13 protein-coding genes are annotated in these 14952 nt (G+C 31.9%); 9 read left to right on the top strand and 4 right to left on the bottom strand.

From position 1 onward, the window contains the following. Positions 1 to 5 precede the first annotated feature (5 nt). Entirely contained in the window at positions 6 to 845 is an 840-nt protein-coding gene (locus EAH81_RS01080) for a DUF4249 domain-containing protein (protein WP_140502802.1), read from the top strand. A 98-nt stretch (positions 846 to 943) separates the two neighbouring features. Here the strand turns inward: EAH81_RS01080 and EAH81_RS01085 are convergent, their stop codons facing one another. Continuing rightward, positions 944 to 1972, bottom strand: a complete 1029-nt coding sequence (locus tag EAH81_RS01085) for a hypothetical protein (RefSeq protein WP_140502803.1) — start codon at positions 1970 to 1972, stop codon at positions 944 to 946. 194 nt (positions 1973 to 2166) lie between these two features. Between EAH81_RS01085 and EAH81_RS01090 the strand changes: the two genes are divergently transcribed. Together EAH81_RS01090 and EAH81_RS01095 are read left to right on the top strand one after the other, a co-directional pair. Then, entirely contained in the window at positions 2167 to 2790 is a 624-nt protein-coding gene (locus EAH81_RS01090) for a hypothetical protein (protein ID WP_140502805.1), read from the top strand. 68 nt (positions 2791 to 2858) lie between these two features. Next, positions 2859 to 3305: a hypothetical protein gene (locus EAH81_RS01095; RefSeq protein WP_140502807.1), complete on the top strand. Its 447-nt coding sequence runs from the start codon at positions 2859 to 2861 to the stop codon at positions 3303 to 3305. A 7-nt stretch (positions 3306 to 3312) separates the two neighbouring features. Here EAH81_RS01095 and EAH81_RS01100 read toward each other — a convergent pair whose 3' ends face one another. After that, on the bottom strand, positions 3313 to 4011 hold the full coding sequence (locus EAH81_RS01100) for a hypothetical protein (RefSeq protein ID WP_140502809.1): 699 nt from the start codon (positions 4009 to 4011) through the stop codon (positions 3313 to 3315). Between the two features lie 618 nt (positions 4012 to 4629). Between EAH81_RS01100 and EAH81_RS01105 the strand changes: the two genes are divergently transcribed. Genes EAH81_RS01105 through EAH81_RS01115 form a run of 3 tightly spaced genes read left to right on the top strand, consistent with a single transcriptional unit; the run spans position 4630 to position 6783 of the window. Continuing rightward, the gene (locus EAH81_RS01105) at positions 4630 to 5460 is read left to right on the top strand and encodes an SIR2 family NAD-dependent protein deacylase (protein WP_140502811.1); all 831 of its coding nucleotides are present in this window, start codon (positions 4630 to 4632) and stop codon (positions 5458 to 5460) included. A 20-nt stretch (positions 5461 to 5480) separates the two neighbouring features. Continuing rightward, positions 5481 to 5924 (top strand): hypothetical protein, encoded by a 444-nt coding sequence (locus EAH81_RS01110; protein WP_140502813.1) that lies wholly within the window; start codon positions 5481 to 5483, stop codon positions 5922 to 5924. Beyond that, positions 5917 to 6783 (top strand): hypothetical protein, encoded by an 867-nt coding sequence (locus tag EAH81_RS01115; RefSeq protein ID WP_140502815.1) that lies wholly within the window; start codon positions 5917 to 5919, stop codon positions 6781 to 6783. Before EAH81_RS01110 ends, EAH81_RS01115 begins: the two co-directional genes overlap by 8 nt. Positions 6784 to 6792: 9 nt before the next feature. On the opposite strand, the gene EAH81_RS01120 is transcribed toward EAH81_RS01115, so the two are convergent. Together EAH81_RS01120 and EAH81_RS01125 are read right to left on the bottom strand one after the other, a co-directional pair. Further along, positions 6793 to 7635: a hypothetical protein gene (locus EAH81_RS01120; protein ID WP_140502817.1), complete on the bottom strand. Its 843-nt coding sequence runs from the start codon at positions 7633 to 7635 to the stop codon at positions 6793 to 6795. 210 nt (positions 7636 to 7845) lie between these two features. Then, on the bottom strand, positions 7846 to 8829 hold the full coding sequence (locus EAH81_RS01125) for a beta-ketoacyl-ACP synthase III (RefSeq protein ID WP_140502819.1): 984 nt from the start codon (positions 8827 to 8829) through the stop codon (positions 7846 to 7848). Between the two features lie 703 nt (positions 8830 to 9532). On the opposite strand from EAH81_RS01125, the gene EAH81_RS01130 reads away from it, so the two are divergent. The 3 genes from EAH81_RS01130 to EAH81_RS01140 all read left to right on the top strand — a co-directional run bounded on the left by EAH81_RS01130 (position 9533) and on the right by EAH81_RS01140 (position 14952). Next, the gene (locus EAH81_RS01130; protein ID WP_140502821.1) at positions 9533 to 10129 is read left to right on the top strand and encodes an RNA polymerase sigma factor; all 597 of its coding nucleotides are present in this window, start codon (positions 9533 to 9535) and stop codon (positions 10127 to 10129) included. 181 nt (positions 10130 to 10310) lie between these two features. Then, a complete protein-coding gene (locus EAH81_RS01135) occupies positions 10311 to 11459 on the top strand; it encodes a FecR family protein (protein ID WP_140502823.1) in 1149 nt (382 codons plus the stop codon). A gap of 172 nt (positions 11460 to 11631) precedes the next feature. Further along, on the top strand, positions 11632 to 14952 hold the full coding sequence (locus tag EAH81_RS01140) for a SusC/RagA family TonB-linked outer membrane protein (RefSeq protein WP_161595769.1): 3321 nt from the start codon (positions 11632 to 11634) through the stop codon (positions 14950 to 14952).

Consider the following 14952-nt stretch of genomic DNA (forward strand, 5'->3'; position numbering starts at 1 on the left):
TGGATATGCTAAGATTAAAAAAATACAATTTAAAAAATAAAACGATTACTTTATTTAGTCTCTTTTTTGTTTTACTTTTTTTATCCTGCGACAAAGTTGTTGAACTGGATTTAGAAACAGGAGATCCAAAAATAGTGATCGATGCTGAGATAATTTGGGAAAAAGGAACAAGCGGTAATGAACAAACAATAAAAATAACCAGAATGGCTCCTTATTATAGTGCCAATGTACCAAAGGTTTCAGGAGCACATGTAAGGGTCGAAAATAGTGAGGGAACTGTTTTTACATTCAATGAATCTGTACCGGGGTTATATGTTTGTACTAATTTTGTTCCTGCAATTAATATGGAATATAAATTATTTGTAGACGTTGACGGACAAACTTTAACAGCTACTGAAAAATTAATTCCCGTACCGCCAGTTGATAAGGTAGATCAGGAATTTATGGCCGATATCAGTGGGCCAGATCTTATTGTGGTAACATTTTATTATAAAGATCCAGCTGATCAGACCAATTATTATTTAACAGATTATAAAACTGATCTACTGCCTTATCCGGAATATACCTCAACCAGTGATGAATTTATTAATGGGAACGAAATAAATGAAAAATTTACTGATACAGATTTAAAGCCGGGAAAAGTTCTTGATATAACGCATCGTGGTATTTCTAAAAACTTTTATAATTATATGAATTTAATTTTGGAAGTAACAAATTCGAACCCTTTTGCTGCAGCACCAGGCAATATCAGAGGTAATATTATCAATACAACTGATGCTAATAATTTTGCTTTAGGCTATTTCAGGGTTTGCGAGGCAAATCATTTTACCTATACAGTAAAATAAAAAATTATTGGACGTTGATTTGTAATTGCATCTGGCATATAAATATTTATGTCAGATGTTTTTTTTTATTTGGATGCTTATAAATGCAATAAATTTCATCATAGTGGATTGTTTGTAAACTCTATTTTGTTCAAATCAATAGTGTCAGCTTGCTGTGTGCTATCTTCGTACGATATTTCTATTTCATTTTCAGATACAAACTCTATTTTCTTATCACATCCTATATCGCAGGATTCTACAGTAATTGGGAAATATAATTTTTTATTCTTGTCATATCCAATAACATTATTGCGAAAATAGGTAACAATCTTGTAATCGGCATTTTCGATGAATTGATCTTTATCATAATCTCCATTAAACTTAAAAAGATCTTCAGAATAATAAGTGCTTTTAATAATAGCAGGATATAAAGTTTTACTACCTTCGGGATCATTGTCTAAATGCCATTTTTGTTCAAAGTTCCTGTAATAATTAATGTCTTTATCTAGCCCTGACGGATTGTAAATCCATTTGCTTTTATTAGCAAACTCATATAATTCTTCCTTAATTGTAACGTTAGAATCCAAACTTTTATCTTCTATGAATTTGCCATCAACAAAATTTCCAGATCTTAAAGTAGATTCTCCTTCATATTTTAAGATATAAAATTTTAAAGTCTTGAGATTTAACATAAAAAAGCTCAAGTATAAGCCAAGATCTCCATTACCAAGAGGAGATTCCATTGTCGCAAATAGAAAATAATCCTTTTTTCTTAAAAAGTGTTTTCGGTCAATATTCACATGATTATAGTCACTTACAAGCAAGGTATCCTTTTGAATTAGTAACTCATTTCCTTTATCTTTTTTATATTTCGAAACAATAAGTATATTTTTTTCACCAGCTAGCCAAAAATCATCATTATCACTGGCTTCACTGCCAGATATTTTAATTATTTCAGTATTGTCCTCATTGTTAAAGCTGAATAAAGTAGCAGTTCTGACACTCATTTCAGTACTATCTTTTTCCGTATTTGAGATGCTGTCTGTTTTTTTTATATCATCAGATGTTTTCTGATTATTTTTACAGGAAGAAAGTATGATGAAAGGTAAAATCACTATAATCAGTATCTTATTTTTAGTCTTTTTCAATTAATTTCTATTTTTAGGTTATTGGAAAAATCAAATTTACAATTGATAATTAGTACTTTAATTATTTCTGAGAAGGTAATTTTTTTCTGCACAAAATAATTATTTTTAAATCTAAGTTATATATAAAAGAAGAAAAAAAATATATTATTTTCGTACATATAAGAAAACAAAAGAATCAATCAACTAAGATATAAATGAGAAAAATTAGCATAATTCTTTTTTTAATATTTCTTTCTTTATGTGCGTGTAAAGAAGAAAAAAAGGAAACCAAAGAAATAATACCAACCGCAACTAAAGATAAAATTCAATCATCCAGCAGCGATATATTAGGCGGTTTTTTTGGAGAATATGAATATAAAAACACTGATAATCCCAACGAAAGTCTTTTGTTGGTTTTGAATAAAGTAGATACTAAAAGTATTTCTGATTTTGAAGGATATTCATGGGAAGAGAAAAATGAAAAAGGAGAAGTTGTTGAGAAAACCTTAACTGGATTATTTTATGGTAATACAGATTTATTTGATGAAGTGAGAGAAGGCTATACACCAGGTTTTTTTGTGGCGAATATTCAAGTCGAACCATTTGGAGAAAATTCATTGAAAGTGAATATAAAAGCAGATTCGTCGGATATTTTAGAAAATCCCGTTCAGCCACCGATAAAATCAACTAAAGAAGCTTTGGAAAAAGGAAATAAAAAATGGGAAATAAAAGAAATAAATAGTAATAGAGAGTTGATTTTTAAAATAAAAAATTCCAAAGAACTAATCTTGAAATCTGATTTAGATTTAGCGGAGAAAACATTTAAAAAGATAAAATAGCGCCCGATCATAATCACAATAAGCAAATAAAAGTTATTCTATAAACTAATTTTTTAATATTCGAATTTATGTGTCAGACCGGAAAAGAAATTAAGCTTTGTACTTGCTTTCCAGCGACTATGAATAAGGTTGTACATCATAAAAATTCCAGAAAATCCAAGAATAAAAGACTTAACGATTTTACCTGGACATTGGATAGATGTTTAGGATTTAGTAATACTACAATGGACGGAATGGGATATATGCCAGAAAAAGCTTTATCAGAAGATTTGACAAACGAAAGAATGCTTGTTGATCTTAACAGTAAAAATTGTTTTGATTTTGATTATGAACCTCAGGAAGGAGATAATCTTAGCATTTATACTCCAAAAAATCATATTAGAAAACACTTATCTTTCATCTTTGAAAACGGAGAATGGATAGCTGATTCTTATCTGCCATTCATGTATAAGTTGGAAAAAATAAATTATGGTAAAGTAACTTTTCAAGATAAAACGGAAGATAAAAACGATTAGTTATCAGTTACATTATTTCAAAATAAGTACTTATAGATTGTTGATCGCCATTTCTTTGAAGCAATTCCATTTCTACATGATTTGAGTTGTATTGCTGTCCTCTGTAAATCCATCTGAAAATATTGGGATAAAGGTTTTCATCGACAATATTTCTTTGATTTATAATTTTTCCTTCCTCTAAATCATATATAAAACAGAGATTAGAAAAAGCCTGAATAATTTGAATTTGTTTCGAATTAATGAAATACGCCCATTCGATGTTAATATCCTCATTAAATTTGATTCTTTTCTTTTCTAAAGTTGCTAAATCCGTTACCACTAAACTTCTTTTATTAATTAATAAATGAAAATCAGAATAAAAAAAACTGCCAACCAAAGAATCCTTAACCATAGTTCTGTCAACTCTGTGATAGGTATCTAAGTTTGTTTTGCTGTAATTTGAAGGGTTAATTAAAAAAGAACCATGACTCGCAATGAACCCAAAATTTTTAGTTGGATGTTCAATTTCGATTTTTTCATCACTAGAACATTGAATTTCCTTTTCTCCAAAAAGCTCCTTTGTTCTGTCAAATTCATCAATTAAAACAGCATGATAAACGATCATTTGCCCAGCACTTCGTTCTTCCCAACCACGGAACTTTAGCTGTATTCGGTTGTTTGTATTTTTAATCGAACTTAGGCTTTCAATTTTTTTTAGTTGTATCATATTGTAATAGCAGATTCGATTTTGTTATTATAAAATTTATTGCTGAAGATTGAAAATTCACTTCGATTTAAAAGATAAAACTACATTTTTTTTAGACCAAATAGTAAAATTGTCTTGTATTTAAATGATTTTCATTGCAAATTACTTTTTCGTTGAATTGTTTGCAAGAGTTTAAGTTACTAAATAAGTATAGTCACTAAAGGGACGAAAGACTTCTAAAATCAAAAATAGGTAACAAAAAACGGATGATATGTTGTCAACAACAATCTGTTCCATCGGAACATCTCATTGGTAAAAAAATGTATCGTGAGAAATATCGTCCCGTGGGGACGTTTGAAAAATTAAGTATGTAATTTATATATGTTTTTGCCATTACTATCTATAAATCAAACGTTCCTACGGAACGTAAAAAAAACTTCTTATTTTGGTTACCGATGAGATGTTCCGATGGAACAAAAACAAATAGGTGTCTTAATAATGAAAATAAAACGGACTTGTTTTCTAATAATCCAAATAACCAAACAATTTGTTCCATTGGATTTTCCCTTAAACTTAATGACATTAGTTATTTTCATGTCAATAATAAAGTAATTTAGAAAAATTGTATAGATTTAGAGTATGAAAGAACAGCTTAGCGAAATAATAAAACAAGTTTATACTAAGAAAAACAGAAATCTATTTACGTTTTTGACCGGAGCAGGAATTTCTGCTGATAGTGGCATTCCAACTTACAGAGGTTCAGACGGAATTTGGGTTAAAGGAACAAAATTTCATAAACCGGAAGAATTTGGAACTTTCAAATATTTTAAAGAAAATCCGGAGGAAGTCTGGCAATATTCCCTTTTTAGAAAAAAGATGTTTGAAACTGCTCAGCCAAATGAAAGTCATCTTGAAATTTTAAAAATTGAAAATCTTTTACAAGACAGGTTTCAACTCATAACTCAAAATATAGACAATTTGCACAGACGTGCCGGCACAGAAAGAATCTATGAAATACACGGAAAATCCAGAGAAATAAAATGTTCAAATGGCTGTAAAGGAATTGAAGATCTTCCTGCTGAAATTGATGGCAAAGACATAAACGAAGATTTGACGGAGAAAGATATTGAATTACTAAAATGCAAAGAATGTGGCGATTGGATGCGCCCAAATATTTTATGGTTTGACGAATGTTACGACGAAAAAACAAACAAAAGATTCAGTTCTTTAAAAATAGCTAAAAACTCGGGGATTTTATTTATTGTTGGGACATCCGGAGCGACAAATCTGCCAATGGCAATTGCAGAAACAACATTGAAATACGGCGGAACAATAGTGGACATAAACACCGAAGACAATTTGTTTACCGAACTTATTAAAGACAAGAAAAACAAAATTATTATTCGCAAAACTTCAACTGAAACCCTAAAAACAATACGAGAAATATTAGAAAATATCGCAGAAGAATAATTTAGTTTAATAATGAATTTATGTGCGAAACCGGAAAAGAAATTAAGCTTTGTACTTGCGTTCCAAATGGTATAGATAAAATTGTACACAACAAAAAATCCCGAAGATTTAAGCATTTACGAAAAGAATATACCTGGACATTAGAGAAATACATTGGCGGTACTGATTTTACAATGGATGGAATGATAATTTTCCCTAACGATTCTTTATCAGAAGATTTGACAAATGAAAGTATGCTGATAGTGCTTAACAACAGACATTCTTTTGATTTTAATTATGAACCAAAAGAAGGAGATAATCTACAAGTTTTTGGTCCGCAAAGTGATTTCAGAAAGTTTTTATCTTTCATCTATAGAAACGAGAAATGGATAACAGATTATTATGATGGTTTCAAGGATAAGACAGAAAAAATAAATTATGGTACAGTAACTATTGAAGATAAAACAGAAAACAAAAATGATTAAAAAAATATCCTTTTTACTATTAACGCTTTTAGTAATAACAGCCTGTAAAAATCAAAAAGAAGAGCATAAATTTCTAATCAAAAAACAGGATAAAGACAACGATTCAATTTATCTTTTAGAAAAAGAAGAGAATACTAAAGCTTTTAGTTTAGAAAGTCTCAAAGGCAAATGGGAACTTAAAAAGTCATCAAAATCAGGAGATTCTAAAACTTATAATTTTGAATTATTAGACAGCGAATTTATTTTAAATGATGGCATTTGCGATGCTTCTTTTGAAATTGATACGATACATAATTTAGAATATCATGTCGAAGGACATTTTTACAATCATTCGCTAAAAGAGGAAATGAAAACCTTAGAAGATAAATTGTATGATTTGTTTGAAATTAATATAAACACATTTCAAGGCGTTATAACAATGAAATGTTCCCCTCCGTTTCATAAGATATATGTTTTTGGAGATGATCTAGTAGTTTGGTACTCCGGAAATTATTTTCATTTTACAAAAAAAAGTGAAAAACCAAAGGAACTTCTTTTCAAATGCAAAGAAAATGACAACGGCAAATCACGGTACGACGATGCTTTGAACAAAACATGTGTTTGTAATGAAAACACCTTTAATAATGCGTATAAAATATTTTATAAGGAATCACCGGATTATCTAAAAACTAGTTTGCTGGAAGAATTGCCACAGCAAAATCGCGAATGGAAAGCTAAAGATGCAGATGTTTCTTACAGGTGGATTTTGCAGGATACATTAAAAATTGATATGTATTTTCAAGGTGGCGAAAACTATTATGTTTTTTACAAAAACAATGATAATAAAATTGAGTACAAAGAATATTTATCACTGCCATAACCTAGATTTTTAATCGCAAGCCATTCCAAATAAATCTAATGCCTGAACATATATTGTTTTAAATGAATTGTCTTTTTTCTGAATGATTATTCGTCTTCCGGGAAATAGACATTTTGATTGTTTGACATTTCTGCCCCATAAAAAATCATCATTATAAATAAAATAGGCGGGTCCTATATTAGCGAAAACTTTCGTCTTAACACTGTCAAGGTCACTATATCTGTAAACGATGCTGTCATCTATTTTTTGAATTTTTCTTTGGGTTGCAAAATAATTTTTGCCGTAGTTTAATTTTATTGGTTTAGTCGAGCAAAAAAGAGGTTTTCCGTTTTTGGCGGTATCGAAATTTTTAATGGTCAAGCCAATAAAATTTTCTCTGCAATCATCAATTCTGCATACGACTTCATCAACAGTCATTTCGGCAAAACCTTTAGTTCCGTAAACATAATATTTAGGAGCAATGATTTTTTTAATCTCCTTTTCTAATTTTTTACTTTTTATAAGCTGCACGATTCCTAGAGTGTCGTAATATTCAAATTTTCTGTTTGGAGAAGCCGGATGTTTATAGAAATCACTTTCTAGAGAATCAGCATCGTTTATTTTGCTGTATATTTTTTCAAATTTAGATCTGGATACGCTATCCGTGTCAAACATTGTAAGCACAATAGCAGTTGTTTTACCGGTTAAATTATATACAGGATAAAGTGTATCCTTTAGTATTTCTAATTCTAAATCTTTAGTATCATCTTCTGCTTTTTTTACCAGAACCCTCGGTTTTGCTGCACTTTTATCTTTACAGGAAATAAACAAAGAAAATGAAATTATGAAGATTATAATAAAGGTCTTTTGCATTGGTAATAGAGGTGTTTTATAAAAAAAGAGGATTAGCTGTATTCAGACTTTTTTCCTTTTAATCAAATATAGAAAAGTATTCTTTTAAACGTATAACGAGTAAAGAAATAGATTAATTCTGTCTAAAAAAAAGTACTTAGTATAAATTTATACTAAGTACTTTTTTTATTTATAAAAAGATAAAACTTAAATATTAGGTTTTATTATAAATTACCATTTAATGTACATACTTCCCCAAGAGAATCCTGCACCAAAAGCCGTTACAATGATATTATCCCCTTTTTTGAAATCGTTTTTAAAATCCCATAAACACAACGGAATCGTTGCTGCTGTAGTATTTCCGTATTTTTGAATGTTTATTTTAAACCTGTCAAGACCAATACCAATATCTTCGCTTACTGCCTGAATGATTCTAAGATTTGCCTGATGTGGAATTACCCAGTCAATCATTTCCGGAGTCAGAGAAGCTTTTTCCATTAATTCCTTAGAAGTTCCGCTCATGTTTTTAACAGCTTGTTTAAAAACAGTTCTTCCTTCTTGTTGTACAAAATGCTGTTTGTTATGGATCGTTTCTTCAGATGTAGAAAGCAGCGAACCACCGGCACGTACCGTTAAATATTCTGCTCCCGTTCCGTCAGTTCTGAAAATATTTTGCTGAATTCCGCGTCCTTCAGTGTTGGGCTGTAAAAGTACTGCACCTGCACCGTCGCCAAACAAAATACAACTGTTTCTGTCTTCATAATTAACGATAGAACTCATTTTGTCAGCACCAATAACGATAACATTTTTATATCTGCCGCTTTCAATAAAACTTGCGCCAACTGAAAGAGCATATAAGAAACCGCTGCAGGCAGAATTAAGGTCGAATCCCCAGGCATTTTTCAAGCCGGCTTTTTCGCATACCAAACTTGCTGCAGGAGTTAAAATACGATCAGGCGTAGAGGTTGCCAAAATAACACAATCAATATCAAGTGGATCTATTGCGTAATTTTCCAGTAAATCTTTAACTGCAAAAGAAGCCATATCTGAAGTTGCCAATGCCGGATTATCAAGTATTCTTCTTTCTTTTATACCTGTGCGTGAAGTAATCCACTCATCTGAGGTATCAACCATTTTTTCTAAATCAGTATTGCTTAAAACCGTTTCCGGTACATATCCTCCAATAGCAATAATGGAAGCGTTAAGTGTATTCATTTATTTTATTGTTTCTCTATTGTGTTTTTTTATTTTGATTCCTGAGCAGAATTTGTGCTTAGGCGATTTCTCAAAGTCAGATAAAGAACTGTTGAAGGAAAGAGAAGGTGTCGTGTTTCTCTAATCAAAGTCATTCTTATGCTATTTTTTTTAATAAGGACAGCGAGAGGATTATTTCAAAGTAAGAATCTGAACGATCTTACAGCGAACAAAAAAGCTATGACTCATAAATGTGAACCTCGATATTTTTTGGTGCAAAGATAGAAATGATGGAGAAGCAATCCTAAACTTATTTGGCTGTAGACTTGCTTTATAGTATTAAAAAATTGTTAAACACATTAAAAAAAATCAAAGTGAGCGCTATTTTGAATCTTGAACGTCTTCTGAAGATTTTTCCGAAATCGATTTCATTAACTAAATTCAAACTTTTTAATTGTTTAAGAAAAAACTTAAGACCACTGTTCTAATTTTTGAAAGTACTAAAAAGTCGCTTTTAGGAAAAGTATTTTTTAAGTCGAAAAGAATTATCAATCACAAATTTTTTTAAGCCCGAAATTGCGAAATGTTGTTATTTCTACAATTTTAGTCGAGTTTAAAGGTTGAACAAAGAAACAGAACCTAACTTCTTGTTTAACGTCAACTTAAATTTATTGAATTATTTTATTATGTTTGCTCAAAATACAATATTCCAAAATAATACAAATTGTCAAATCCGGACTTAAATCACGACATTGTTTTAATCGATCGCTTACGTAGCGGCGATGAGTCGGCTTTGACGGAATTGTACAATAAATATTGGCAATCCTTATTTATTTCGGCGTATAATGTTTTAAAAGACAAGGAATTGTGCGAAGATATTATTCAGGATATATTCCTGAATATATGGCACAATCGCGAAAAATTAGAAATAAATATTTCCTTAAAAGGCTATATGTATGCCTGCGCCAGATATCAGGTCTTTAATCAGTTTAAGAAAAATAAAGACAAAATTCATGTTGAACTTTTTGAGGATATCGATAAACGTTTTCAGCATGCAACTCCCGAAACTTTATTGATGCACGAAGAATTGGTACAGCAAATAAATGCCATAATTGAAACACTTCCTGAGAAATGCCAATTGGTTTATAAACTCAGCAGGGAAGAACAATTATCACATAAGGAAATTGCCGAACGCTTAAATATTTCTACAAAAACAGTCGAAAACCACATTACAAAAGCACTTCATGTAATCCGATTTTCTATGGGAAGCACGGCGAGTGTTGCAATGGTTTTATGGCTTTCGAAAAATCTCTTCAAGTAGAAATGTATTATTCTGGATTATAGGTTATTATTTGATTTTACAAAATAAAACTTTTCCTATTTTTTCAATGATTTTCATAAAAAACATAAAAAAATTAAAAAAAAAATCCATTTCGACTAGGGGGTACAAGCCGTTTTGTGTACTTACTAGTATTATTCCCCGATTAATATATTAAAAGAAAATGAAAAGAGACGAATTTTTGGTGTTACTAAATAGATATCTTTCTGGTGAAACCAATGCAGAGGAGAATAAGTCGTTGCTGAATTATTATGAAAGTTTTCAAACCAATCTGGACTGGGATATAAATCTGGGTCCAAAAGAAGAACTTGAAGACAGAATGAGAAATCGACTTCAGAATGCTTTAGCGTCAGAACAAGTAAAAGTAATTCCGATTCATAAACCATTTTATTCAAAAACTATTTTCAGGATTGCAGCGGCGGCAGTTGTTTTATTGTTTGTTTCCATCTCGGTTTTATTCAACGATAATGCATTTGATAAACAGAATAATCCGGTTGTAATCAATAAAAAGATTTTGATAGGCAGTGATAAAGCAACCTTAACTTTAGAAGACGGATCTGTAGTTGCGCTTGAAAAAGGAAAAACATACCAAACCGGAAACGTTTCGAGTAATGGAGAAAAATTAGTTTACAATTCAAAAAATAATAATAACGTAATCGCGAATAACTTTTTGACGATTCCCCGAGGCGGACAGTTTTTTGTACAATTGGCAGATAGCACGAAAGTTTGGTTAAACTCAGAATCACAATTAAAATATCCTGTAGAATTTGTCGACGGAGAAACCCGACAAGTAGAATTGGTTTATGGAGAAGCTTATTTTGAAGTATCGCCAAGTACCAAACACAAAGGGTCGAAATTTAAAGTAAAAACGCAACAACAAAATGTAGAAGTGATCGGGACTCAGTTCAACATTAAAGCTTATAGAGATGAATCTACAATTTATACCACTTTGGTGGAAGGAAAAGTAGCGATAAGCAATGCCAAAAACAAAGAATTTTTAGCGCCAAGCCAACAATCAAAAATTAGCCGAAACGATGATAATATACAAATCGAAACCGTAGATGTGTACAATGAAACGTCATGGCGAAAAGGGCTTTTTGTATTTAAAGGAATGCCTCTAAAAGATATTTCAAAAGTATTATCACGCTGGTATGACGTTGATATTGAATTTGCTGATCCGGCTTTAGGAAATGTAAAATTTAACGGAGTTTTGAATAAAGATCAAAAACTGGAAGATATATTAACCACTATAAAGAATATTAATTTTATTAATGCCTATGAGATAAAAAACCACAAAGTGATAATAAAATAAAAAAGAAAAGGGATTGAAGTTTAGACTTCCGAGGGTACCGCGCTTCATCCCTTTTTTGAGATTAATCAATTATCGATTTTAACAACCAACCAACCAATTAACATGTAAATTTATGAAATTTAAATTAACCGGAGTCTTTTTCTATTTCAGAAAAAGGCTAATTATTAACATTATGAGAACCTTCATTTTCTTGTTTTGCACTGCAATTTTTGGTTTTACACCAGGAAATATGTTTTCTCAAAACCTAAAAGTTGTGATTCCCGCTGATAAAACAGTGACTGTTGACGAAGTATTTGATATTATCAAGCAACAAACGAATTACACTTTTATTTATCAGGAAGATTTATTCAAAAAATTACCCAAAGTACATTTAAAGAAAGGAAAAATCAGAGTAAATGAATTACTCGAAGCCAGTTTTCCTAAAAAAGATTTTGATTTTAGTTTTACAAACGGCAATACGATTTTAGTAAAAGAAAACAAGCAGGAGAAAGTCGTTGTTCTTCAACAAACAAATCCAATTGTAATTACAGGAATCGTAACCAATAATAAAAAAGAACCGCTACCGGGCGTAAACATAAAAGTTAAAGGCACAAACGCCACTGCACAAACTGATTTTGACGGAAAATATACAATTACAGCACCAAATGATGGAATTTTACTTTTTACTTATATTGGTCACAGGGCAGAGATTATTGCTGTAAACAACAGAAAAGTAATTAACATTGCATTGACTGAAGAAACCAGACAATTAGAAGGTGTTGTGGTAAATACGGGAGTAACTGTTCGTAAAAAAGAACTTATTACCGGAGCCGTAACAACATTTAGAGGAGAAGAATTAAGACAAATTTCTACCCAAAACGTTGTTCAGGCTTTAAAATCTATAGATCCGTCCTTTATCGTTTTAAACAACAATATTGCAGGATCAAATCCAAATGTTTTACCAACAATTGAGGTAAGAGGACAAACGAGTTTAACAGCCAATCAGGTTGATAGTCAGTTTAGGGACGATCCAAACCAGCCGTTATTTATTTTAGATGGATTTCCAACCACTTTACAGCAAGTCGTTGATTTAGATATTAATAGAATTGCCAGCATCACATTATTAAAAGATGCCGCTTCGACAGCATTATACGGATCTCGTTCTGCAAACGGAGTTGTGGTTATCGAAACCAACAAACCAATTCCGGGGAAATTGCAATTTTCTTATGTTTACAATTCTTCTTATGAGTTGGCAGATTTAAGTGTTTATCATTTAATGAATGCCGAACAAAAACTGGAATTCGAAAGACTTTCCGGCGCTTTTATTTCCAATTCAGGTGTCGCTTTGCAATATCAATGGGATCAGGAATACAATAAACGTTTGGCGGCTGTGCGTCGTGGCGTAAATACCTATTGGCTAAACGAACCGATTCAAATGGGAATCACTTCCGGACATAGTTTGAATTTTGGAGGAGGATCAGATGAATTTCGATTCAATATTGCCGGAAATTGTAAAACGCTGACCGGAACAATGAAAGGTTCTGAGCACAATACCTGGGGTTACAATACAACATTGGCTTACAGAAAAAATAAATTCAGCCTTAACAACAACTTCTTTGTTTCGGGCGGAAACAGTCAGGAATCGCCATATGGTTCTTTTGAAACTTGGGCAAAAGCAAGTCCTTATTACACAAAAACCAATGAATTTGGCGTAATAACTCGTTATCTTGACGGAACTTCTTTGCCAATTCCGGCAAATCAATCGACAATTGTTAATCATGCGCCAAATCCGCTTTACAACGTGTTTTTGCCAAGTTATGACAAAGGAAATGATTTTAATTTCACCAATAACTTTGCTATAAATTATGATATAAGTGATCATCTTAAAACTACAGGAGCAATATCAGTTTCCAGAAATAGTACAATAGGAACCGTATTTGTATCGCCGGACGACACCAGTTTTATTACCGAGATCGCAACCAGAAAAGGGACTTATACAAGAAGTGAAGCTTTGACCAATAAATGGAATGCAAATCTTGGAGCGACATATTCTAATGTTTTCAATAATGTACATTCCTTCAATTATACGATTAGAGCGCAGGCTTTAGAAACAAAAAACACTTCTTATTTATCTGCTTTAAGAGGATTTCCGCTTGGAGTTCCGGGCAATCCATCGTTTGCTTTTGGATATGAACCAAACGAAAAACCAAACGTTTATACCGGATTAATTCGAAGCGTCGATTTGACCAATCAAATCAATTATGCTTACGACCGAAGATTTTTGTTTGATTTTACCCAAACGATTTCCGGAGCAACCAACTTTGGAACAAACAAAAAATATTCGCCATATTGGGGAGTTGGTATCGGATGGAATTTGAACAATGAATTCAAAATGAATGAAGATATTGTCAACATCTTAAAAGTCCGCGCCAATATTGGTCAAACCGGAAATCAGAATTTAGTTGGATATGCATCTTACGACGTTTATAGTTACGATGCCAATACGAACGTTTTTGGTCCGGGATTAGCAATTTCGCAAATTTCAAATCCTAATTTAGAACCACAGCGAACTAAAGATATTTCTGTAGGATTGGATCTGGGAATGTTTAGAAACCGATTGACAGCAACATTAGGCGCTTACAGCCGTAGAACCTCACCACAAATTGTAGCAATAGATCTTGCCGCTTCAACAGGAGTAAATGCGTATCCGTTGAATGTGGGGTATTTAACCACAAAAGGATTGGAGCTTAAAGTAAACTACAACTTTATTTATGACTTAAAAAACAACTTTGTTTGGGGCGTAGGGTTAATGTCTACATCCGGAGGTAATAAATTGGGAGGTTTTAATAATGCATTAGCCTCGCTAAATGAAGCAGCACAAAAAACATCAAGTTTAACAAGATTCTATGATGGCGCAAGCAGCAACGATCTTTGGGCAGTTCCATCTTTAGGAATTGATCCCGCAACGGGAAAAGAAATCTTCCTGAAGAAAAACGGACAAACGACTTTTATTTTAGACAAAAAAGACGAGGTTGTAATGGGTAATTCGAGAGAAACCGCGACAGGAGTTGTTTCTACAAATATGACTTACAAAGGGTTTAGCTTCGGATTGTATGTGCGTTACAGTTTTGGAGCAGATCGATTTAATAGTGCATTATATGATAAAGTCGAAAACATTTCTAAGGATAATATTTTTGATAATCAGGATGCCAGAGCTTTTACAGATCGTTGGACAACGCCTGGGCAACTTGCCGAATTTAAAGCAATTGGCTTGACAAATGCTACTCCAATCTCATCAAGATTTATCCAGAAAGACGATTATATCTCCGGAGAATCCATTCGTTTTGGATATAGAGTAACAGACAGAGCCTGGCTAAAAAGAGCAGGACTTACCGCATTAGGATTTAATGCATTAGGAAATGAATTTTTTAGAATATCTACTATAAAAGCAGAACGAGGTATCGATTTTCCTTTTTCAAGAATCTATTCACTTAGTTTAAACTTATCATTTTAA

Source organism: Flavobacterium pectinovorum (assembly GCF_006438875.1).
In the GTDB taxonomy this organism is placed as follows: domain Bacteria; phylum Bacteroidota; class Bacteroidia; order Flavobacteriales; family Flavobacteriaceae; genus Flavobacterium; species Flavobacterium pectinovorum_A.